The organism is Pantoea sp., from assembly GCF_039594315.1.
Classification (GTDB): Bacteria; Pseudomonadota; Gammaproteobacteria; order Enterobacterales; family Enterobacteriaceae; genus Pantoea.
Window position 1 is genome coordinate 88,344 of record NZ_JBCNNP010000001.1, and the last position, 20,019, is coordinate 108,362.

A 20,019-nucleotide genomic window follows, 5' to 3' on the forward strand; every position below is an offset into this window, starting at 1 on the left:
CAAGAGTTATTCCATTTGATGGAGCACTCATGTTTTTGCGGTCACCATAAATGATGACCCTACGGAAGTGGGCATTTGTAGGGTCGACATTTAGGGTGACCGATGGCTCAAAACGTCCAACGCACTCCCGCGTTATAGCGCCACATCGTTATTAATGGTGGCACTGCCGCCGACGCCGATGCCGGAAGCAACGAAGATGCTGCCACGGTTAGTTAAATGGCCGCCTTGTCACTATCGTAAGTGCCGACGCTAAATTCACCGGGCTTAAAACGCGGAAATCCGCTTAGGGTTTGTGTGCTGCCATTGCAAAGATAATAAGCGCCGACTTTATTGTCATTTACTTCAGGCGTGTAAGTCCTTAATATCGCGGCCGTTGTCGGCAATAGCGGGAACATCATCCCTTGCGCCGCCACCAGGCTCAGTAACACCGGATTTAATTTAAACACGTTGTTTTACTCATGCAGAGAAAAGACAAAGCGCGTACGGCAGAACGCCAATACGCTTCAGAGGTATTTAAGTGATTGAATTATTTTGTTTCAGGTTTTTAATTTTTGAAATCAGATGAAATGAGTATCAGCGCTAACGCAGGAAAGTGTCTAATTTGAGTTAAGGAATTGTGAGATGGGTTGGATGAAATTTAGAGATTAAAATATAAAATGGTCCTAACTAGATTGGAATTATAATTCTATTTAAAAAACACAAAATAATTTCATAATCGAACACGACAGAATGAGATTATATTAGTCTAACAATATCAATTGTATTTAAAACCTACCCAATATAAAAATTAAAACGCCTAAAGCATTAGAAATACAATATAAATATGGCTTTGCTAAAGTAAAGCATGTAGAATAGCTATTAATTGCGCTAAAACACATCGAGGGGTAAGTGATGTTTGATATTTTAAAAATCTTAATTACCTTCATTTTAACTGGCTTCGTAGGTGTGTTTATTTCTCATAAGTTCCAACAGAAGAACAATCAAAATCAGCTACGCATTAAAAAGGCAGAAAAGAAAGCTGCGGAATTAAAGGCTATCAGAGATAATTTTGAAAAATTGTCATCTGAAAGAATTTATAGAACTAGACAAATTATTTCCTCAATCAATGAAAAATCTTTAACTGATAAAGAGCGTGAAGGTTATCAAGACTCGGTCATTGATTGGAATAAAAATCTAAACGCTATGTTTTTTGATCTTAGTAGTCACAAACTCTATGAGTTCGCAATTAGGATTGAAATTGATGTTCATAATGAGCTTGCTACTGCACATTTAGAGATAAAAAAAGAGATTAAAAATAACAAAAGTGTTATTCCTGCTGATCTTGTTATGGCATTAAAATCAACCAACCGGGCTTATGAGTCTGCAAGGAAAGTTACCAAGTCTCTGACAGATATTGCTGATAACCGATGGGATGAAATAAAAGATTATGATAGCGAGCCATTGACATATAGCAATATTCATCAGGCTAGCACCATAACACTTTTAATCGCCTTGTTTCACAAATCGCCGCTTAGATTGCGCATAAATCGCTCTAGATTGAACAGATAAGAACCACTCTTCGCTTGGTTTCTTAGGTCTTGGTTTAAGCAGCATTGCTGCTAACTTAGCTTTGTCTAAAGAGTTCAATTCATGAATTTCTTTGTTATATATTTTCCTTGAAGTAGAACTAGCACCAATAAGGTGAGAGCCAAAAAAAGCATTATCCATGTAGCACTGCATAATTTGATTTTTTGTGAATTTAAAGTTTATCAAAATAGCCAATGTCATTTCATACATCTTCCTTTTTATTGTTAGCTCTTTATAATTCGTAATGGTTCTAACCATCTGCATATCGATAGTACTAGCTCCACCATGCTTTTTAAAGCTAACAATTTTCACCATTTCCCTAACGATAGAGCATAGATCAATTCCACCATGAGTTAAGTATCTCCTATCTTCTAAAGCCATAACAAGATAATCGAACTCATCAAAAACATAATGGTCATCTTTTATTTTAGAAGATATATCCATTAAATCCCTATTAAGGTTTATGAGTAGCCTTCTAAATTTATAATAAGTTCTAATGTTGAAAGGAAAGTTCATAATTTCCATTAAGCTCTTAGATAAGATCCAAAAATTAGTTTATACAACATTATTGTTTATTAGTCACTAATTTAAAAGATATAAATATCCCTGAAACTATACCAAAGGCCAAGCCGCCAACCCTTTTATCTCCTTCAACACAAACATGCTCTGCATCTCTTTAATCCCTGGCAAGCGGCGAATAACCGACATGGCAAAGTCCGCGTAGGTATCCATATCTGCCGCCACCACTTGCAATAAGAAATCCGCGTCGCCACCGATGCTATAACAGGAAACCACATTATCCAATGCCATTACTTCTTGTTCGAATTTACGCGCTTCGGCTTCGCTGTGGCTGTCGATGGTGACGCGTACAAATACCATCACATTAAGGCCAATCTTTTTTTGATTAAGGACGGCGCGATAGCCCTGAATCACTTCGTCCTCTTCCAGCTTGCGCACTTTGCGCCAGGTGGGTGACGCGGAGAGGCCGATTTCGTCGGCGAGTTGTTGGTTAGTGATGCGTGCATCCTGCTGCAACTGCTGGAGTATTTTTATATCTGTCTTGCTTAAGGCCATAGGTGGATATTCCTTTCCATTTTTTTGCGATTAAGGGATTTTTTATCCTTAATCCGTCCTTTTGGCAATGCATTGCGCAAGCACTTTTCGGGCGCGCTGCTGCATACTTTTAGTTCGCTTCTTGCTGCCAGCATCGTTCAGCAGGTTTGCAAGATGGTCTGGTCACCATAAATGGCGACCCTACGTAGAGTGTGCATTTTTGCGCACCGGGAAAGTTATTGGCCGCACTTTCATCGCATTTATTAGGAAAAAACAATATGGATTTCGACGCAAATAACCATCGCTGCACTATTGTGATCGACCAACAATTACCCGCCGGATTGGCGATGAATGCTGCCAGTGTTATCGGCATTAGTTTTGGAAAATTGATAGGCAATTTGGTCGGGCCAGATCAGCTAAGTCAGGATGGCATAAATTATCCCGGCGTGATTTATGCGCCGCTGCCGGTGTTATTGGCGAGTGGTAATTATCTGCGCGAGTTACAGCAAATAAGCGCTGCGGATAACGAGATCTTTGCCATGCCATTCAGCGCGCTGGCGCAATCCTGCAAAACCTACAATGAATACGGTGAACGCATCGCCAATACGCACAGCAATCATATTGAATTGGTGGCGATGGGATTGATTGGACCGAAGAAAAAAATTACCCGATTAACCGGTAATTTGAAGCTCTATCGCTAACTTTCCTCATGCGCCGCGAACCATGCGGGCGGCTGGCCGACGTAGCGACTGAACGCCACACTAAACGCGCTGGCTGATCGATAGCCAACACGCTCCGCCACTTCGGCCACCGCCATGCTTTTGTTACGCAGCAGATTTTTTGCCAGCGCCATGCGCCACGTCAGCAGATACATCATCGGCGCGACACCAACCGCATCACGAAAACGCACAAAGAAAGCGGAACGCGAAAGCGCGGCGGTTTTTGCCAATTCGGCAACCGTCCAGTTGTGAGCGGGTTTGGCGTGGATTTCGCGGATCGCCGCCGCTAAACGTTCATCGGCTAGGCCACTCATCACGCCAGGGCACGCATTGCAGATCGGCATCGAACGCAGCGCTTCTATTAATAGCAACTCCAGCAAACGCTCCAACACTACGTGGCGCGCCGGACGTTGCGCACGACACTCTTCCATCACCAATTGCACCAGCGTGGTCAGGCGCGATTCGCCGCGCACGCGGATAAACTGCGGCAACAGCGAGACGATCAATCCGGCATCGGGTGCGCCAAACTGGCAATAGCCGATTAACGTTTGCACGTCGGCGGGTTGTTGCTGATCGCCAATCCAGAACTCCCCGGGCGCGAGCATTTGCGGCAAGATGTCAGGCGCATCATCGGCTGGCGGTTCGGCGCTGGTCATGCAAAATTCCCATGCGGCAGGAATCAGCACAAAGTCACCCTGCTCCAGCATAATCGGCGCATGCCCTTTCATCTTCAACTGGCTGCGACCTTCCAACACCAAACAATAGAACGGCTGACCGGTTTCACTGCGACTCACGCGCCAGCGGCCATTGCCACGCGCGCGTTTGGAGAAAGCCGCTTGCGGTTGCAGCAACGACACCATTTCTGAGAGTGGATCGATCATTTGGACTCCTGCGAATGAAAGCTGGACTTTGCATTGTAGTGAGTCCAGCACGTTGACTTTATAGTGAACGTCTACCCCAATGCAATGCAGGAGTGAAAGATGAAAACGATTCTAATCACCGGTTGTTCTTCTGGCTTTGGTCACGCCACCGCGCTCTATTTTCTCGAGCGCGGCTGGAAAGTGATCGCCACCATGCGTAAGCCAAATCCAGAACTGTTCCCAACATCGGATAATCTGCATTTGCTGCCTTTGGATGTCAGCGATGCCGCCAGCATAAAAAACGCGATAGCCGCTGCGGGCGATATTGATGTGCTGGTCAATAACGCCGGAATTGGTGTGCTGACCTCACTGGAAGGCACGCCAATGTCAACGGTGCGCGACGTGTTTGAAACTAACACGCTTGGCACCATCGCGATGACGCAGGCTGTGCTGCCGCAGTTCCGCGCGAATCGAAGCGGCACAGTGGTCAATGTTACTTCTACTGTGACGCTGAAATCGCTGCCGCTGCTGGCGGTGTACACCGGCAGCAAAGCGGCGGTGAATGCCTTTACGGAATCGCTGGCGCTGGAACTTGAGCCGTTCAATGTGAAGGTGCGCCTGGTGTTGCCAGGTTTAGCGCCGACCACCGATTTCGGTAAGAATGCGATGCCGCGTATGGAGAATACGCAACTCGAACCGTATCAGCCGATGCTGGATGGTATCTTCAATGCGATGCATCAGCCGCAGCCGACCACCAAAGCGATAGATGTCGCCGAGGCGGTTTGGCAAGCAGCGACCGATCCGCATGCACCGATGCGTATTCCGGCGGGGGAAGATGCGGTGGCGTTGGCCAACGGCGCAGCGTGACGTTAATTGCCAGGCATCGCAGTTTGCCTGGCAACCTTTATCTCTTCGGGCTATGTTTTTGGTCTTGCTGATACTCACTCAGGATCATAAATGCACATCAGTCTACTGGCCCAACAGCCACAGTTGTTCGATGCAGTAACAGAGATGCTGCATCGCGAATGGTCAGATTTTCCCAACTGGCGCGATGCCTCGCTCATACGTCAACGCTTGATCGACCGTAATGCTCCCTCAGCGCAAACGCTGACGCTAGTGACGACTTCGGCGGAAGGCGAACTAATGGCGACTGCCAGCATCATCCACTATGAAATCAGCGATATTGCCGAACGTGAGTTTTGGCTCGGTGAAGTGCTTACTGCCTCACAGCATCGAGGCAAAGGATTGGCGAGCGCTTTGGTCACGCGCTTAATTGCGGAAGCGCATCAACGTGCAATCTCAGCATTGTGGCTCTATACGCCGGATCAACAAGCGTTGTACCGACGCTTTGGCTGGCAGGATGTTGAACAACGTATGATCGCTGAAGAAGAAGTTACGGTGATGAAACTACTACTTTAACTTGACTGTGCCAGCGCCTGAAGCGCCGCCAATCCATCGCGTTCCAGCCAGGTGCGCAGCGGTGCGAACAACGGATGTGGCAATTCTTCTGGTGCGAACCAATGCCAGCCGCTGCATTTGTTCGGTTCCAGCAGTTGCGGTTCGCCGCTGGCGTGCTGCGCGACCATTAGTAGCGTGATGTAGTGCTTGTTGACCTCTGGAAACACATCGCTGACGAACGCACCGTTTTGCAGTATTTCGAGTTGCAAGCCGGTTTCTTCTAATACTTCGCGGCGCGCGCAGTCTTCAGGCGATTCGCCAAATTCCAGGTGGCCGCCCGGTGCCGACCAATCGCCCGCGCCGTGGCTGTTTTTGCGTTGGCCCAATAACAGTTTTCCGTCGCGGAAAATTAATACGCCAACGCCAATTTGTGGGGACATGCGTGCTCCTTTGATGGTGAAGTCGCCAAAAATGATGTAATGACGATCAGTTAAGTAACGCTTTCAATCAACGCACAATTCCGTAGCGGCGCGATTTATCGCGTTCCGTTGATTTTAAAAGGTCAACACAACGCGATAAATCGCGCCGCTACGAATTAAATGCCAATCGGTTGATATCCCTGCCATTCTGGGCGGAACGGTTCACCATTAGCTTCTGGCGTTAAGTGGATATAGAGATCGCCAATTTTTTCCAGCAGCAAGCAATCATCCACATCTTTCAGGTTGTCTTTGTGCTGATGATCCGCACCAGGCAGCAGGTTTTTCATGCCTTTAGCTTTGGCTTCTGCGGCATCTTTCGCCACAAACAGATCGAACGCATGCAGTTCAGCCAGCGTTGAAGGATGGTACGCACCGGCATTAACAAAGAAAAGTTTCTCATGGCCTTGCGCGGCCTCAGGTGACAACGTCACGCGATAACCATCCGCCCAAGTCACGCGTGCATAGCCATCGACATGAATTTTATCGGCGTCGCCAAACCAGGCTTCGCGCAGCGCGGGCCAGGCATCTTCAGGTTTATCGGCTGCGACGAATTGGATATCGTGCACTTCAATGTTGGATTTTCCGGCATTACCGCCAACGTAAAAGATAAACAGGTTCACGTGTTCATTTCCTTTTGTTCTACCAAGAAGCGTGTGCAAAGCGTTATAAAACAAGACATATAACGTGACAACCGTTTCCTGTCGCAACCATGCCAATTAATGCTGTGGTTTGAAGCGTAGCGCAATGGCCATCAGCAACACAATGCCCACGCTCATGATAATCCACGCGCTATCCAAAGATGCCGCGCGATCACGCACGATGCCTGCGATCAACGGCATGATCGCGGCAATTAAATAACCACCGCCTTGCACGAAGGAGAGCAATGCGCCCGCTTGTTCTGGTGTTTGGGCGTGATCTAGCGTGACGATCAGCGATAAGGGAAACAGTGCGCCGATACCCAATCCCAGCAGCAACGTGGGAAGCCATGCATGCACGCCGCCGAATATCAGCAAACTGATCAAGCCGATTAAAATCAGCGTTAAAACCCCCAACAGCGGACGGCGGCGATCGTGGAAGCGATGAATTAGCGCCGACAACATAAATCCAGCGACCACTTCAGTTAATGTCAGCGCGCCCAGCACATAACCACTTTGCGCGGGCAGCCAACCATGCTGCATATAAAACGGCGGCAACCATGCCAGCACCAACGTGTAAGCACCGGTGCCGATGCCAAAGAACATCATCAATAGCCAGGCGCGTTTTGAGGGTTTTATTTGCGAGCGTGCAGCATGAATAATCGGTGCCATGCCGCGTGAACTGGTCAGCCACAACAGCAGCGCAATCGCCGCTGGAATCACGGGAATCGCCAGCGTCATGGCCAAACCTTGTGTATGCGCGAGCGGCGCGGCACTGGCGGCGGCAATCGCTGCGCCCGCCATAATACCGGTGGTGAACAGCGCCATTAGCGTGCCAGCTTTGGCGCCAAAGTGGCGTTTGATCTGCGCAGGCATCAGCGCCTGAATCAAACCAATGCCGCAACCTGCCACCAGCGCGCTGGTAATTAACATCGTGGCGGATTGATCAATACCGCGCGCCACGCTCGCCACAATCAACAATATCAATCCAACCGCAATGCCGCGCACTTCGCCAAGTGCACGCAACAGCAGCGGACTCGCCAGCGCTGCCAATCCCATCATGATCACCGGCAAGGTGGTTAATAAGCTCAGTTGTGTGGCGCTCAATTGCGCATCACGTTGAAGCAGCGGAAACAGCGGCCCCATTGCCGCCATGATCGGGCGCAGATTGAGCGCGATAACAAAAACCAGTAAGGCAAACATCCCAACCGCAGGTAAAGTACGATTCACTTTGCATCTCCTTGCACGTTGAAAGTATCTTAACGTTAAGATAGTTTTGCAAATTGAGATAGCCTGTGCGCACAAAGCAACAAATGAAGGAGAATCAGTTTGGCGGATCACGTAGATTTTGTGGTTGAACAATGGGCCAGCGCGATGCCGGAATTGGATGCATCGTCGATGGCGGTATTTGGTCGCATGCTGCGCATCATGAAACATCTGGCGAAAAACCGCGCCGAGGCGCTTGAGCCGTTTGGTTTTCGCGATGGCGAATTTGATGTACTGGCAACCTTGCGTCGTGCAGGTGCGCCCTACTGTTTGTCGCCGACGCAGTTGTATAAATCGTTGCTGGTCACCTCCGGCGCGATGACTAACCGACTTAATCGTTTAGAAGAAGTCGGTTCGATCAAACGTATCGCCGATCCAGAAGACAAACGCAGCATGTTGGTGGCGTTAACCGACGCGGGATTAGAAAAAATCGAGCAAGCGCTGCATGTGCATACGCAAACACAAAATGATGTGCTCGCCAGTTTAGATGCGGCACAGAAACAGCAGCTCAGCGCTTTACTAAGCCAACTGCTGCAAGCAAGCGAAACGGTGAAGTAAAATGGGTGTTGCGGATGTGTCAAATTATGAATTAATTCAGCACGTTTTGCATTAAAGTAGCTTTTTCTCGCCAGGCAATTACGGATTGAATATGAGTACAAAATACGCCCCGTCGCAAATATTCCTTCATTGGCTGACGTTCGTGTTGGTCGCCACCGCGTATTGCACCATGGAATTCCGTGGCTTAGCGACGCGCGGTTCGTGGCAAGGTTATGCCATGATCATCAGTCATTTCACCGCTGGCAGCTGCGTGCTGGTGTTGATGCTGTCGCGCATAATGTTGCGTTTCCGCCATCGAAGCCCGGCCATCGTGCCAAAACCGCCGCACTGGCAAACGGGCTTAGCGCATCTGATGCATTTGGCGATCTATGTGTTTTTCATCGTGCTACCGATACTGGGCATTTTGTCGCGCTTCTATATGGGCCGCACCTGGTGGATTTTTGGAATTCCAATGCCGGTGAGCAGCGATCCCGATCCTGATTTCGCCGATAGCATCGTCGATTGGCACGAAACCCTCGCGCCGTACGGTTATTGGCTGATCGGCATTCACGCGGTCGCCGCGTTAGCGCATCACTATCTGTTCAAAGACAACACCTTATTGCGCATGATGCCTTCGCGTCGCACTAAAATGTCAGACTAAAACTGTCGTCAAGCAGCGCCAGAATTTCACTGTCCGGCAAGCCATTCTCCAACGTGATACTGAGCCAATGCTCTTTATTCATGTGGTAAGCCGGATGCACACCGGGCAATTGACGCAGCGAACCGATCAGTTCGGGGCGCGCTTTGATGTTCATGACATCAACAACCGGGCCGTCAGGTAAACCGAGTTTGTGACTCTCCAGCGGAAAAACCAGGGCAAACCATTTGCGGTGACGCGGATGGCGCAGCACCGCGTACGCACTGTGCTTTTTCCACGGATAATCAGGTTCGACTTGATAAGTCTGATTGATGTGCTCGAACAACTGCTGGCGTTTCATGCATCCTCCGTGGTGAATGACGGGTAAAAACCGCACACGCGAAGCCGCAATAGTAATCAGTTAAGGCTACACTGCGTATTGTTTTTTTGCGCTGCGACAGCGCCTTCGACCAGGGAAGTAAACGATGTTTCATCTGATTTTCAGCATACCGAGCTGGTATGTTATCGCGCGTTTTTTGTTCCCGTTAGCCATGCCGCTGCTGTTAAAAATCGTCTTATCGCTGCTGGTATTGCTGGCTTCGCAGTATCTTCTGGTTAATAAATTCACCTCCGGTAGCGTGTTTTCGCCTGAAATGCCACGCACGGTGATCATCCTGTTTAACTGGTCGTACAGCTTTGTGCTGTTTCTCGCCATCACGCAGATTGCGCTTGATGTGGTAGCGCTGGTTTCGTTGCTGATCAGGCATCCGCTGGAGATCGTCCCCAACCTGCGTTATGCAGCTGCGGTATTGGCGCTGTTGCTGGCGACTTTTGGCGTATATCAGGCGATCCGCGTTCCGCCTTTAAAAGATGTGACGATTGAGATCGACAACCTTCCGCGTGAGTTCGAAGGCTATCAACTGTTACAGCTGACGGATATGCACATCACTAACCTGTTCAATGCCAAATGGACGGCGGCGACGGTGCAGAAAGCGATGGCGCTGAACGTCGATCTGATTCTGGTTACTGGTGATGTGATTGACGGCACGCTGGATAATCGTCGCGAAGATGTCGCGCCGCTCAGCGGTTTGCACGCACCGGATGGCGTTTATGCCACCACCGGCAATCACGAATACTTCTTCGAACAGCAGCGTTGGACCGAGCATTTGGCGTCGTTGGGCTTAAAGCCGCTACTGAATAATCACGTGGTGATTAAGCGCGATGGTGCAGAACTGGTGATCGCCGGCTTGCCGGATACTTCAGCGCCACGTCGAGGTGCCACTGGCCCGGATTTAGCGCAAGCGCTGAAAGGTGCGCCAGAAAATGCGCCGGTGATCCTGATGGATCATCAGCCGAAAAATGCACGGCAAAATGCGGTTGAGAGAGTCGATTTGCAACTGTCGGGCCATACGCACGGCGGCTTGATCGTTGGATTTGATCGGCTGTTTGTCAAACCCAATGCCGGTTTTGTCTCCGGGTTGTATCAAGTCGATGGCATGCAGTTATACGTGAATAACGGCACCGCCTTGTGGCCGGGCATGGCGGTGCGTTTGGGCCGTCCTTCGGAGTTAACGCGCATTACCTTAACGCGTAAGCCGTAATATCACTCAGCCCGGCCAGCGCGACTGGCGGATCACGCTACAAAAGTTGAGCGGCGTGAAATCGGGCTGTTTATCTTTGATCACATCCGCTTTGACGTTGCCAAACGTGGTATCCGGTTTATGCCGGATGCCCGCATAAAATGCCTCGATAATTTCCTCTTTAAACGCCGCCGGACGCGGATAGTGATGCGTTACGGCACCAATTTGCTCCTCAGCAAATTTCTCGTAACCGATTCCCAGCACATCCATTTCCACACCAGCGGTCACCAGCGCAATTTCTGGCGCCATAAACTCCGGAATGCCCGGCGTGGTGTGCAGTGCAATCGCCGTCCACACCTTATCGATATCGCTGGTTGCAATGCCGTAACCTTGTAAGAAACTGCGTGCCGCATTCGCACCATCCACTTCAAAGCGCTTATCGCAGCTGCAATGCTCGTGCGTCAAACCGATGTCATGGAACATGCAGCCGATGTAGAGCAATTCCTGATCGACCTGTAACCCGCGTTGTTGTCCCGCCAGCGCGCCCCAGTAATAGACGCGGCTGGAGTGGTTAAACAGCAAATCGGATTCGGTATCGCGGACAAATTCGGTGGCTTCGCGCGCCATTTTGCTATCGGGAATGCGGATGCCAGTGATGTTTAAGCTCATGTTATCTCTCCAATTTCCGGTTGAGAGGTCACCATAAATGGCGACCCTACGAAGGGTTGTTTTGTAGGGTCACCATAAATGGTGACCGGGCAAAAACGCCGCGTATTGCGTTTTCCCAGAATAGAGCGCAGGCTTAACGTCTTAAAGTGTCCTTTAGCGATGATTACGGACATCACGATTGATTGCGTCATGGGGATTGCAATGAGCCACGAAATAGCGATTTTGGCGGTGCCAGGCGTGCAAATGCTCGACGTTTGCGGCCCGCTGGATGTGTTTGCCGAAGCCAATCGCCTGCTGAAACGACAGATCTACTCACCGCGCATTATTGCTCTCGACGATCTCAACATTCGCGCGTCGTCGGGTGTGCGACTCAATGCCGACATCTTGTTAGCCGATAGCTATAACATCGTCCCGCATACTTTCCTGATCGCCGGTGCGCCGGGGATTGATCAATTGGCGTCGGCTCCGCTCATGCTCGAAAAAATCACCGCGTTATGCCAACGCAGCAAACGATTTGGCTCAGTGTGTAGCGGTGCATTATTGCTGGCGCGCACCGGATTGTTGGATGGCAAACGCGTCACCACCCATTGGGAAAGCGCGGCGTTGCTGGCCTCGCTGCATCCCGCTATCAAGGTGGAAGCCGATGCCATCTGTATCAGCGATGGACGGGTGCGCACCGCCGCAGGCGTGACATCCGGCCTGGATTTGGCGCTGCGACTGGTTGAAGAGGATCTCGGCCAGCAAGTGGCTTTAGAAGTGGCTGCACATTTGGTGATGTTTTTCCGTCGTCCGGTCAATCAGGCACACTTTGCGCGTAACAACAGCGTCTCGCTGCAAGGTCGATCGGCATTACAAGAGTTACAACGTTGGACGATTGCGCATCTGACCGAAGTGAAAAGCGTGGCGGTGATGGCGCAACACATGGACATCAGCGAAAGACATCTCACGCGCCTATTTCGCAGTGAATTGGCGATAACGCCCGGACAATGGCTGGAGCGCGAACGCGTGGCAAAAGCTAAACAGTTGCTGGAACAGCACGCATTGCCCGCCAAAACGCTGGCGGCGCAATGTGGATTTTCGGGCGCGGATGTGATGCGGCGCGCATTCAGCCGCGTGACGGGTTTAACGCCAGCGGCTTATCGAAAAATGATCGTGAAGATTTAATATCCTCGACGAATTTAGCGTGCATCTTGTTCATCAAATCTAAAATTTGCTGCCATGATTAGGTAGTTTCTTCCCGTGACTTCTTTCCGAAACATTAAGGATTGATATGCAACTGCGTTCGCTCCAGGCACTTTGCCTGGTGAATTTTTTTATGGCTGACGTGCGCGATGGTCTTGGCCCCTTTCTCGGCATTTTTTTAACCGAGCGCCACTGGAATCCGGCAGACATTGGTTGGGTGATGACAGCGGGTGGATTGGCAGGATTGCTTGCAACATTACCGGCAGGCGTCGCCACTGATGCAACACGCCATAAACGTTCGTTACTGCTGGCTGGCACCATTTTGATCACCTGCGCCACGCTGATGTTGTGGTATTTCCCACAGGGTTGGATAACGCTGCTGTCTCAGGTTATCACCGGACTCTCTGCGGCACTAATTGCCCCCATTTTGACCGGCGTTACGCTGGGTTTAACCGGCCCCGACAAGTTTGGCCATCAAATGGGGAAAAATGAAGCCTTCAATCACGCTGGAAACATGAGCGCTGCGCTTATCGCTGGCGCCTCGGTTTGGTATTGGGGCATCGGCGCCGTTTTTGTGCTGATGACGGCAATGGCGCTACTTGCTGGCATGGCGGTATTGGCCATTCGCAGCGCAGAGATCGATGATGTTGCTGCACGAGGGCTGACAATCGCTTCATCAAACAGCCCGCTTCCACGATTGAGCCAAATCGCCCGTCATCCGGCGATTATTATCACTGCGCTAACGTTGCTGCTGTTTCACCTTGGCAACGCGGCTTTATTACCGATGCTGAGTTTGCGCGTTGCGGTAATGCATAACCAGGAAATCAGCCCCGGACTATATGCGGCGGCAACAGTGGTTATTTCACAGTGTGTGATGATTCCCGTTGCATTGTTCGCGGCAAAACACGCAACACGTTACGGCTATGCAACGCTGATTACGCTGGCACTGCTCATACTGCCATTACGCGCTCTGATGGCGTCGGCTTTCGACAGCACCTATTCAATGGTGCCGGTGCAAATTCTGGATGGGATAGCCGCCGGGCTGCTGGGCGTGTCGATACCGGGATATATTGTCAAAGTCCTGCAAGGGAGCGGACATACCAATGCCGGTCAGGGATTTATTATGCTGATGCAAGGTATTGGCGCGTCACTCAGTCCAGCATTAGCCGGGAATATTGCGGCTGCCTACTCGTATCGCGCAACCTTTGCGGTTCTGGCCGTTATCGCCTTCGCCGCATTGGTTACGTGGTGGATGGGCAGCCGCCGAGCAGATAACTATCAGCTCAATTGAAAACGTCCAACGGTGTTGGCTAATTGCGATGCCTGATCTTCCAGTGAACTGGCTGCGGCGGACATCTCTTGCACTAGCGCGGCGTTTTGCTGTGTGGTGCTGTCCATCTCGTTGACCGCGATCGTCACCTGGCTAATGCCGCGCGCCTGTTCATCGGAAGCAATGACGATTTCACCGATGATGGTGCGTACCGAATTAACCGCCTGCGTCATCTCCTGCATGGTTTTACCGGCATCTTGCACCAGCTGCACGCCGCTACCGACACGCTGGCTCGACTCTTCAATCAGCGCCGCAATCTCTTTCACCGCATTGGCGCTTCGCTGGGCCAGATTACGTACTTCAGAAGCGACAACCGCAAAGCCGCGTCCTTGTTCACCAGCACGCGCGGCTTCAACCGCCGCGTTCAGCGCCAGGATGTTGGTCTGGAAAGCGATGCTGTTGATGATGGCGGTGATGTCGCCGATTTTCTTCGCGCTGTCGTCGATCTGCGCCATGGTTTGCACCACTTCGCCCACCAGCGTTTCGCCACGGCTGGCGATGCGCGTGGCGTTATCGGTGAGCGTGGTGGCCTGATGCGCGTTGGTGGCGTTGTGTTTCACCGTGGCAGTGATCTGCTCCATGCTGGCGGCGGTTTGCTCCAGCGCGGCGGCCTGCTGCTCGGTGCGTGAAGCCAGATTGAGGTTGCCGCTGGCGATTTCTCCCGCGCCCTGACGCACCGACGAACTGGCATCCTGAATTTGTCCGACGATGTCGCGCAGTTGGTTTTGCATGGTATGCAGCGCATAGAACAAGCTGCAGTTATCACGTGCTTTCAGCGTAATCACGTTATCCAGCTTGCCATCGGCCACCGCCAGCGCAATGGTCGCGGCTTCCAGCGGCTCGCCACCAATTGGCTTCAGCACTTTGCGGCTGAACAGCACGCCGAGCAACGAACACACCACTAGGATGCTGATCACCATCAGGATCACCGCATTGATCAACTGACGATGCGCCGCCGCCATCACTTTGCTCACCGGCGCAACTACGCCGAGGTACCATTGCTGATCGCTGTTGCCAATCTTCACCGGTTGCCAAGTCACCAGCGCATCTTCGCCCAGCAATGCATCATGCTGCTGCGCTACGCTGGTGCTGAAGTTGTGTGTTTCGCCCTTCCACGGTTTGCTGGTGAGGCTTTTGTCTGGATAGGACACCACATTACCGGCGCTGGAGAGCAACATCGCATAGCCGCTGCCTTCCCACGGTTTGATTTTGTTGACCTTCTCTTGCAGCGATGCCAGCGAAATATCCGATGTCACTACGCCCCACAATTTGCCCTGACTGAGAATCGGCGCGGCAACCGAAGTTAACAGCGTTGGTACACCGTTGTAGGCGTAACTGTAAGGTTCAATCAGCGTGTCTTTCTGGCTTTTCTGTGGCAATAAATAGTAATCGCCCTGACCTGGCGTGAAGATCGAGGCCAACGGATGCATTTTGAAATTGCCGGACTGATCGCGATCGACAAAGAACGCATAGCGACCTTTCGGTGCCGCACCGGGCTGTGTGGAAAACTCGGCATCGCGGCCATCAAAGGCGTTCTCCTGGAAAATCACCGAGATTGAGAGGTAATCGGGATTATCACGTAATGCCGATTCCATCACTTTATCCGCCACTTTGCGGTCTTGAATGCCCGCCGCGGGTAGTGCAATCAAGCTATGACCCAGATTATGCGCCACATCGCGCGCATAACTCAGTTCATGTTGGATTTGCAGCGCCTGAGTTTGCGCGATTTGTTGCAGATAATTTTCAGCGAGAGACTTTTGTTCGTTACTGGATTGCCAGCTGAGTACGCCGATGGTGACGGCAAAGCCGAGCGTGATGGTGATGGCGCCCGTCAGCAGCATTTGCGTGCGGGTGCTTATGGTTTTAGGTGATGCGTGTTTGGCCATTATGGCGCTCCTGGAGTTGACACTTTTCGGTAAAAAGAACCACTCCCTGTGCGCGTACATCCTGGAACAGACTATCGGCGGGATGTGCAGAAACTTGATGGCTGAGGAGGTCTGATCAGAGGTGTAGGGTTTGGCAGAAAGTTATTCCCGCACATTCCGTAGCGGCGCTAATGGGTTCGATTGTTTAACTGCTCGGTATCACGACATTTATCCGAACCTTACTGGTAATGAGCCGATTGGCCGCTATTATTCGGCTCATAATATGAGCCGAATAACCATTACATTCAGCTCAGCCCATTCAGGAGCAAAAGTATGAGGTTGCCTGGAAAATTACCCGGTCGAGAACGCAGCACACGTTATCAAATTAGGCACTAAACTTACTCAACCTAATTCCTCGGTTCTGGCCTTTGCAGGTGAGTTCATGATGAAACTTAATCTTCCTTGGTGGTGTGTGTCTTTAACGTTAAGTCCGCTGACAATCTACGCTGCGGAGGACAGTGCCGGGTTAGCAAAACAACTCAGCAATCCCGTGGCTAATTTAATTAGCGTACCGTTTCAATTAAATGTGGATGATAATGTTGGGCCAAATAAAGGCACGCGCACGCTGCTCAATGTGCAGCCTGTTGTGCCTTTAAGCCTCAATAACGATACCAATATTATTAGCCGAACTATTCTGCCCTTCACAACACAGAGTGATGTCACTGGAAAGGGAGAAAATCAAACCGGTATTGGCGATATTGTGCAGAGTTTTTTCTACTCGCCAAAAGCACCGACTGAAAGTGGTTTGATTTGGGGATTTGGTCCGGTATTACTGCTGCCAACCGGCAGCGAGAGCGTCTTATCTGGGCGTAAATGGGGTGCGGGACCCACTGGCGTGGTGCTAAAACAATCCGGCCCGTGGACCTTCGGCACATTGGCGAATCACATCTGGGATTACGCCGGTCAAAATGATCGCAAGCATGTCAACGCCACCTTTATCCAGCCTTTTCTCTCGTACACCACGGCTGATGCAATTTCCTATGGCCTGAACACGGAATCAACTTATGACTGGACGCAGAGCGAATGGAGCGTGCCAATTAATTTAACCGTCAGCAAAGTGACAAAAATTGGCGATCAAGTGGTGCAGTTTGGCGGAGGACTACGTTATTGGGCGCATACACCAGATAATGTGGGCCCGGAAGATTGGGGCATTCGTTTTAATGTGACCTTATTGTTCCCGCAATAAAACAACAACATTTGGCTGCGCACCGCAGCGCAGCCAAATAAATTAAATAATCAGGCCGCTTTAACCGAGCGTACCTTTTTTTCCGGCGCAGCCTCTTCGGCTTCACCTTCAGACTCAGCCGCCGCTGCAACCGATTCTGCAACGTCTGACGCCGCTTCTTTCACCACATCCGGTAACTTGCTGGTACGCAGAATATGCTGCACCGCGTCTTTTTGTTCAGCCAACAACATGCCCAATGCTTCGGCCTGCGCTTCATCCAACTCTGGCTGGTGCTGTTGCAGCCAATCGGTGAAAGCATCTGCCATATCGAGCATTTTGTCCCAGGCATCCGCGTCTTTTTTATTGGCAAACGTCATCTTCTCTTCACCCTTTCTGACTACAACATATTTGGTTTCGACTGCCATGATGCACCTCGGTTAACTGTATTTATATACAGTGTATTCTAATCCAACTTTTGCAGGCAACGCTTTTCTGCCTCTAAGCCAGTAATTCTTCCAGGAACAGCGCCAGCGCTTTGCGCGGATCGTCCTCTTCCGAAACGATCATTTCAATGCCCCACTGTCCTAGCACCTCTTTCGCCACCGGGTTATTGCGGTTAGTGAACAAGTAGGATTTTGGACGGGCGGTGGCTAATCCGGTGCGGCCCCACATTTTGGTCAGGCGGTAGAATAACAGACGAATATTAAAATCACTGATGCTATAGCCGACAAATAACACCGAATTGCCCATCACATCGTGGGTCAATTTAATATCCAGCGGTGAATCGAAATAGAGTCGCTCAAAGTAGCTGCTTTCGTCTAAAACGATCGAAGTATCATCGTCAAAATCGCCATGAAGTTTAATGATATGGCGTTTATCTTCGGTCAATGACACCAAATCTGCGGCATTCGCCACTTTGCTGTATGGGACATTGTGCGCTTCATGCGCCATCTCCAGCCAGCGGTCGTAATTGGTGGTGTAGATGCGCGAAAAATTGCCTTGGGTGATCATGGTGTGAATCTCTGAACTGCGCACGTCAATATCGGGACGATGCCATTCACGATCCATCCAGCTGCGCAGCGGCCCCAGCGAGCCTTTGCGCTGTTTGTAATATTCCGCCAGCGACAAATGCGTGCCATAGGTATTAAAGATTTTCGGGTCGTAGCCCAACTCTTTAGCCAGATGCGCAATCAGTTCATGCCACTCCGGCAAGCCCAGATTGCGCGATATCCCCGCGCCAGCAAACAGGATCAATTTCCCAGCATCATAGGCGCGTTTTAGCTCCGGTTTCATGCCAATCCCCGCGATGTTTTAAGAAAGGTGGCGAAGCGATCCAGCGCCAAACGACGCATGGAAATCTCGTTTTTCAGCTCGCCCATTTCGGCGAAAGTTTGCGTGTGGCCTTCCGGAATGAACACGCAATCCCACTGAAATTCACGTGGCCCGGCTGGTTCTTTGGCGATGGTGCCGCGCAGTTCCCCTTCAAACTGATACATTTTTTGCCCGTCACAATAGCCCAACACGGTTTTCGCCGTCACGCACGGGCTATCTAAGCCGTTGACCAGCTTAGTAAAGCGCTCCGCATTAAGTCGGCTCCAGAAAATGCGTGTCAGTCCCGCTGGTAAGCCGTTCAGGCCATCCAGATACAATCCGGTGTGTTCGACAAATAACGGGCGACCGATGATAGAAAACGCTTTGGTGAGCTTGTCGCGTACCAACTCGACTTCATTTTCCGTCTGGATTTCTTCGATACGGCGCGCGATGGGCAACACTTCAACGCCGACTGGCTCCAGAATGGTGCGCACTTCAGCCAGCTTAAGTTCGTTTGCAGATAAGAATCGTATTTTCATTGCAATCTTAAGAGTGAGTGATCATTGGAGAAACCGTTGTGCTTAAGCACTGAATTGCATAACCGCACATTCCGCTCAAACGCCTTTTTCATTCTAACGTGTGGATTTATAACTGGGTAGGAACAATCCACATCGCACTTTCCTCATTCGTTCACACTCTGCGCGCGAAAAGATTGACACATTTCATAATGTGTTATTAATTACCGGTTACATATTACACTTAACTTACACCGATAAGGGAGTTGTTATGTCCGCAAAGAAAAGCATTGCCGCCTTGCTGATGGGCGCTACGTTGGCACTGTCTCAGGCTTCACCGGCTCTCGCCGCAACGCCCGCAGAAATGCAGGTGCAAGCGGTGCCTGAAGTCGTCGCCTTAGTCCCCGATGCGATAAAAAAACGCGGCGTATTGCGCGTTGCCACTATGTCGCGGTATCAGCCCTTCTCCTTCGTTCAGGATGGCAAAAAGGTCGGCATGATCCCGGAGATGGTCACGGCGGTGGCGCAAACCATGGGATTAAAAGTCGAAATTAATCAGATGGATTTCCCTGGAATTTTACTCGGCCTGCAAAGCAATAAATACGATATCGGCATGGGTGAATTCTTTGTGCGTAAAGACCGGCTTGAAGTAGCCGATTTCGTCACCGAATGGAGTAATTTCGATGCGTTTGTAGTGAATAAAGGCAGCACTTATTTGCCACAAAATTTCGATGATGTGTGTGGACATAAAATCGCTATTTTAGCCGGTTCCTCTGGCGTACCGACCATGCAAGCCGGGAAAGAACATTGTGCCAAAGCAGGCAAACCGGCACCGATTGTCACCGCCTTCCCACAAATGTCTGATGCGGTATTAGCGCTATCCAGCAATCGCGTTGAAGCGGTTTTAACCGGGCGTGAAGTCGGTTTAACTTTAGTCGCCAGCGGCCAGCCGTTTGAACCCAGCGGACGCATTGGTGGTGGGCCATGCGCGACCGCCGTGGCACGCACCGAATACAGCGATGAAATGTTAAAGGCAATTCAGGCGGCATATTTGAGCCTGATTAAAAGCGGCAAGTATCAGGAAATCCATAAAAAATGGGGCACCGATTACGGCATGATCGATAACCCGACCATTTATCGTAAAAGCGATGCCTTGCCGACGTATCTCTAATACCTTCATCCGAATTAAGTA

24 protein-coding genes are annotated in these 20,019 nt (G+C 50.6%); 11 read left to right on the forward strand and 13 right to left on the reverse strand.

All coding sequences use genetic code 11. The features are described 5' to 3' along the window. Positions 1 to 212 precede the first annotated feature (212 nt). A complete protein-coding gene (locus ABDW13_RS00365) occupies positions 213 to 446 on the reverse strand; it encodes a hypothetical protein (RefSeq protein WP_343550384.1) in 234 nt (77 codons plus the stop codon). 445 nt (positions 447 to 891) lie between these two features. On the opposite strand from ABDW13_RS00365, the gene ABDW13_RS00370 reads away from it, so the two are divergent. Continuing rightward, complete coding sequence (locus ABDW13_RS00370) at positions 892 to 1,548, forward strand: hypothetical protein (RefSeq protein ID WP_343550385.1); 657 nt, start codon at positions 892 to 894, stop codon at positions 1,546 to 1,548. Here the strand turns inward: ABDW13_RS00370 and ABDW13_RS00375 are convergent. Together ABDW13_RS00375 and ABDW13_RS00380 are read right to left on the reverse strand one after the other, a co-directional pair. Beyond that, positions 1,483 to 2,010, reverse strand: coding sequence for a biosynthetic peptidoglycan transglycosylase (locus ABDW13_RS00375; RefSeq protein ID WP_343550386.1), 528 nt, complete (start codon positions 2,008 to 2,010; stop codon positions 1,483 to 1,485). The two genes, ABDW13_RS00370 and ABDW13_RS00375, sit on opposite strands and share 66 nt — an antisense overlap. Positions 2,011 to 2,178: 168 nt before the next feature. Beyond that, positions 2,179 to 2,640, reverse strand: coding sequence for an Lrp/AsnC family transcriptional regulator (locus ABDW13_RS00380; RefSeq protein WP_343550387.1), 462 nt, complete (start codon positions 2,638 to 2,640; stop codon positions 2,179 to 2,181). Between the two features lie 257 nt (positions 2,641 to 2,897). On the opposite strand from ABDW13_RS00380, the gene ABDW13_RS00385 reads away from it, so the two are divergent. Then, positions 2,898 to 3,320 carry a DUF2000 domain-containing protein gene (locus tag ABDW13_RS00385; protein WP_343550388.1) on the forward strand — a complete coding sequence of 141 codons (423 nt, stop codon included), beginning with the start codon at positions 2,898 to 2,900 and terminating at the stop codon, positions 3,318 to 3,320. Here the strand turns inward: ABDW13_RS00385 and ABDW13_RS00390 are convergent. After that, positions 3,317 to 4,219 (reverse strand): AraC family transcriptional regulator, encoded by a 903-nt coding sequence (locus ABDW13_RS00390; RefSeq protein ID WP_343550389.1) that lies wholly within the window; start codon positions 4,217 to 4,219, stop codon positions 3,317 to 3,319. The genes ABDW13_RS00385 and ABDW13_RS00390 overlap by 4 nt on opposite strands. Positions 4,220 to 4,318: 99 nt before the next feature. Between ABDW13_RS00390 and ABDW13_RS00395 the strand changes: the two genes are divergently transcribed. Beyond that, positions 4,319 to 5,065: an SDR family oxidoreductase gene (locus tag ABDW13_RS00395; RefSeq protein WP_343550390.1), complete on the forward strand. Its 747-nt coding sequence runs from the start codon at positions 4,319 to 4,321 to the stop codon at positions 5,063 to 5,065. A gap of 90 nt (positions 5,066 to 5,155) precedes the next feature. Beyond that, positions 5,156 to 5,617, forward strand: a complete 462-nt coding sequence (locus tag ABDW13_RS00400) for a GNAT family N-acetyltransferase (protein WP_343550391.1) — start codon at positions 5,156 to 5,158, stop codon at positions 5,615 to 5,617. Here the strand turns inward: ABDW13_RS00400 and ABDW13_RS00405 are convergent. The 3 genes from ABDW13_RS00405 to ABDW13_RS00415 form a co-directional block, all read right to left on the reverse strand. Continuing rightward, a complete protein-coding gene (locus ABDW13_RS00405) occupies positions 5,614 to 6,036 on the reverse strand; it encodes an NUDIX hydrolase (RefSeq protein ID WP_343550392.1) in 423 nt (140 codons plus the stop codon). The two genes, ABDW13_RS00400 and ABDW13_RS00405, sit on opposite strands and share 4 nt — an antisense overlap. Before the next feature lie 155 nt (positions 6,037 to 6,191). Continuing rightward, positions 6,192 to 6,695: a DUF1543 domain-containing protein gene (locus tag ABDW13_RS00410; RefSeq protein WP_343550393.1), complete on the reverse strand. Its 504-nt coding sequence runs from the start codon at positions 6,693 to 6,695 to the stop codon at positions 6,192 to 6,194. Between the two features lie 96 nt (positions 6,696 to 6,791). After that, a complete protein-coding gene (locus ABDW13_RS00415) occupies positions 6,792 to 7,940 on the reverse strand; it encodes an MFS transporter (RefSeq protein WP_343550394.1) in 1,149 nt (382 codons plus the stop codon). 99 nt (positions 7,941 to 8,039) lie between these two features. Here ABDW13_RS00415 and ABDW13_RS00420 point away from each other — a divergent pair, with 99 nt between their 5' ends. Both ABDW13_RS00420 and cybB read left to right on the forward strand, forming a co-directional pair. After that, positions 8,040 to 8,534 (forward strand): MarR family transcriptional regulator, encoded by a 495-nt coding sequence (locus tag ABDW13_RS00420; RefSeq protein WP_343550395.1) that lies wholly within the window; start codon positions 8,040 to 8,042, stop codon positions 8,532 to 8,534. A gap of 91 nt (positions 8,535 to 8,625) precedes the next feature. Next, entirely contained in the window at positions 8,626 to 9,174 is a 549-nt protein-coding gene (cybB, locus tag ABDW13_RS00425; RefSeq protein ID WP_343550396.1) for a cytochrome b561, read from the forward strand. On the opposite strand, the gene ABDW13_RS00430 is transcribed toward cybB, so the two are convergent. Further along, positions 9,158 to 9,511: an MmcQ/YjbR family DNA-binding protein gene (locus ABDW13_RS00430; protein ID WP_343550397.1), complete on the reverse strand. Its 354-nt coding sequence runs from the start codon at positions 9,509 to 9,511 to the stop codon at positions 9,158 to 9,160. The two genes, cybB and ABDW13_RS00430, sit on opposite strands and share 17 nt — an antisense overlap. A gap of 124 nt (positions 9,512 to 9,635) precedes the next feature. Between ABDW13_RS00430 and ABDW13_RS00435 the strand changes: the two genes are divergently transcribed. Further along, positions 9,636 to 10,751 (forward strand): metallophosphoesterase, encoded by a 1,116-nt coding sequence (locus ABDW13_RS00435; RefSeq protein WP_343550398.1) that lies wholly within the window; start codon positions 9,636 to 9,638, stop codon positions 10,749 to 10,751. 6 nt (positions 10,752 to 10,757) lie between these two features. On the opposite strand, the gene ABDW13_RS00440 is transcribed toward ABDW13_RS00435, so the two are convergent. After that, positions 10,758 to 11,399, reverse strand: coding sequence for an HD domain-containing protein (locus ABDW13_RS00440; RefSeq protein ID WP_343550399.1), 642 nt, complete (start codon positions 11,397 to 11,399; stop codon positions 10,758 to 10,760). Between the two features lie 201 nt (positions 11,400 to 11,600). Between ABDW13_RS00440 and ABDW13_RS00445 the strand changes: the two genes are divergently transcribed. Together ABDW13_RS00445 and ABDW13_RS00450 are read left to right on the forward strand one after the other, a co-directional pair. Further along, positions 11,601 to 12,563: a helix-turn-helix domain-containing protein gene (locus ABDW13_RS00445; protein WP_343550400.1), complete on the forward strand. Its 963-nt coding sequence runs from the start codon at positions 11,601 to 11,603 to the stop codon at positions 12,561 to 12,563. A gap of 106 nt (positions 12,564 to 12,669) precedes the next feature. Continuing rightward, positions 12,670 to 13,872, forward strand: a complete 1,203-nt coding sequence (locus ABDW13_RS00450; RefSeq protein WP_343550401.1) for an MFS transporter — start codon at positions 12,670 to 12,672, stop codon at positions 13,870 to 13,872. Here ABDW13_RS00450 and ABDW13_RS00455 read toward each other — a convergent pair. Beyond that, positions 13,860 to 15,797, reverse strand: coding sequence for a methyl-accepting chemotaxis protein (locus ABDW13_RS00455; RefSeq protein ID WP_343550402.1), 1,938 nt, complete (start codon positions 15,795 to 15,797; stop codon positions 13,860 to 13,862). The two genes, ABDW13_RS00450 and ABDW13_RS00455, sit on opposite strands and share 13 nt — an antisense overlap. A gap of 421 nt (positions 15,798 to 16,218) precedes the next feature. Between ABDW13_RS00455 and ABDW13_RS00460 the strand changes: the two genes are divergently transcribed. Further along, positions 16,219 to 17,022: a hypothetical protein gene (locus tag ABDW13_RS00460; protein WP_343550403.1), complete on the forward strand. Its 804-nt coding sequence runs from the start codon at positions 16,219 to 16,221 to the stop codon at positions 17,020 to 17,022. A gap of 50 nt (positions 17,023 to 17,072) precedes the next feature. On the opposite strand, the gene ABDW13_RS00465 is transcribed toward ABDW13_RS00460, so the two are convergent. The 3 genes from ABDW13_RS00465 to ABDW13_RS00475 form a co-directional block, all read right to left on the reverse strand. Further along, positions 17,073 to 17,426 (reverse strand): YebG family protein, encoded by a 354-nt coding sequence (locus ABDW13_RS00465; protein ID WP_343550404.1) that lies wholly within the window; start codon positions 17,424 to 17,426, stop codon positions 17,073 to 17,075. Positions 17,427 to 17,499: 73 nt separating this feature from the next. Then, positions 17,500 to 18,294: an SIR2 family protein gene (locus tag ABDW13_RS00470; protein WP_008108794.1), complete on the reverse strand. Its 795-nt coding sequence runs from the start codon at positions 18,292 to 18,294 to the stop codon at positions 17,500 to 17,502. Then, positions 18,291 to 18,851: a non-canonical purine NTP pyrophosphatase gene (locus tag ABDW13_RS00475; RefSeq protein WP_343550405.1), complete on the reverse strand. Its 561-nt coding sequence runs from the start codon at positions 18,849 to 18,851 to the stop codon at positions 18,291 to 18,293. Before ABDW13_RS00475 ends, ABDW13_RS00470 begins: the two co-directional genes overlap by 4 nt. Before the next feature lie 247 nt (positions 18,852 to 19,098). Between ABDW13_RS00475 and ABDW13_RS00480 the strand changes: the two genes are divergently transcribed. Beyond that, the gene (locus tag ABDW13_RS00480; protein ID WP_343550406.1) at positions 19,099 to 19,998 is read left to right on the forward strand and encodes a transporter substrate-binding domain-containing protein; all 900 of its coding nucleotides are present in this window, start codon (positions 19,099 to 19,101) and stop codon (positions 19,996 to 19,998) included. Positions 19,999 to 20,019 lie beyond the last annotated feature (21 nt).

Bases quoted from the DNA above. Each gene is read 5' to 3' on its own strand.
- ABDW13_RS00370 (WP_343550385.1), top strand. From the start codon at position 892: ATGTTTGATATTTTAAAAATCTTAATTACCTTCATTTTAACTGGCTTC.
- ABDW13_RS00375 (WP_343550386.1), bottom strand. From the start codon at position 2,010: ATGGATATATCTTCTAAAATAAAAGATGACCATTATGTTTTTGATGAG.
- ABDW13_RS00380 (WP_343550387.1), bottom strand. From the start codon at position 2,640: ATGGCCTTAAGCAAGACAGATATAAAAATACTCCAGCAGTTGCAGCAG.
- ABDW13_RS00385 (WP_343550388.1), top strand. From the start codon at position 2,898: ATGGATTTCGACGCAAATAACCATCGCTGCACTATTGTGATCGACCAA.
- ABDW13_RS00390 (WP_343550389.1), bottom strand. From the start codon at position 4,219: ATGATCGATCCACTCTCAGAAATGGTGTCGTTGCTGCAACCGCAAGCG.
- ABDW13_RS00395 (WP_343550390.1), top strand. From the start codon at position 4,319: ATGAAAACGATTCTAATCACCGGTTGTTCTTCTGGCTTTGGTCACGCC.
- ABDW13_RS00400 (WP_343550391.1), top strand. From the start codon at position 5,156: ATGCACATCAGTCTACTGGCCCAACAGCCACAGTTGTTCGATGCAGTA.
- ABDW13_RS00405 (WP_343550392.1), bottom strand. From the start codon at position 6,036: ATGTCCCCACAAATTGGCGTTGGCGTATTAATTTTCCGCGACGGAAAA.
- cybB (WP_343550396.1), top strand. From the start codon at position 8,626: ATGAGTACAAAATACGCCCCGTCGCAAATATTCCTTCATTGGCTGACG.
- ABDW13_RS00430 (WP_343550397.1), bottom strand. From the start codon at position 9,511: ATGAAACGCCAGCAGTTGTTCGAGCACATCAATCAGACTTATCAAGTC.
- ABDW13_RS00435 (WP_343550398.1), top strand. From the start codon at position 9,636: ATGTTTCATCTGATTTTCAGCATACCGAGCTGGTATGTTATCGCGCGT.
- ABDW13_RS00440 (WP_343550399.1), bottom strand. From the start codon at position 11,399: ATGAGCTTAAACATCACTGGCATCCGCATTCCCGATAGCAAAATGGCG.
- ABDW13_RS00445 (WP_343550400.1), top strand. From the start codon at position 11,601: ATGAGCCACGAAATAGCGATTTTGGCGGTGCCAGGCGTGCAAATGCTC.
- ABDW13_RS00450 (WP_343550401.1), top strand. From the start codon at position 12,670: ATGCAACTGCGTTCGCTCCAGGCACTTTGCCTGGTGAATTTTTTTATG.
- ABDW13_RS00455 (WP_343550402.1), bottom strand. From the start codon at position 15,797: ATGGCCAAACACGCATCACCTAAAACCATAAGCACCCGCACGCAAATG.
- ABDW13_RS00460 (WP_343550403.1), top strand. From the start codon at position 16,219: ATGATGAAACTTAATCTTCCTTGGTGGTGTGTGTCTTTAACGTTAAGT.
- ABDW13_RS00465 (WP_343550404.1), bottom strand. From the start codon at position 17,426: ATGGCAGTCGAAACCAAATATGTTGTAGTCAGAAAGGGTGAAGAGAAG.
- ABDW13_RS00470 (WP_008108794.1), bottom strand. From the start codon at position 18,294: ATGAAACCGGAGCTAAAACGCGCCTATGATGCTGGGAAATTGATCCTG.
- ABDW13_RS00475 (WP_343550405.1), bottom strand. From the start codon at position 18,851: ATGAAAATACGATTCTTATCTGCAAACGAACTTAAGCTGGCTGAAGTG.
- ABDW13_RS00480 (WP_343550406.1), top strand. From the start codon at position 19,099: ATGTCCGCAAAGAAAAGCATTGCCGCCTTGCTGATGGGCGCTACGTTG.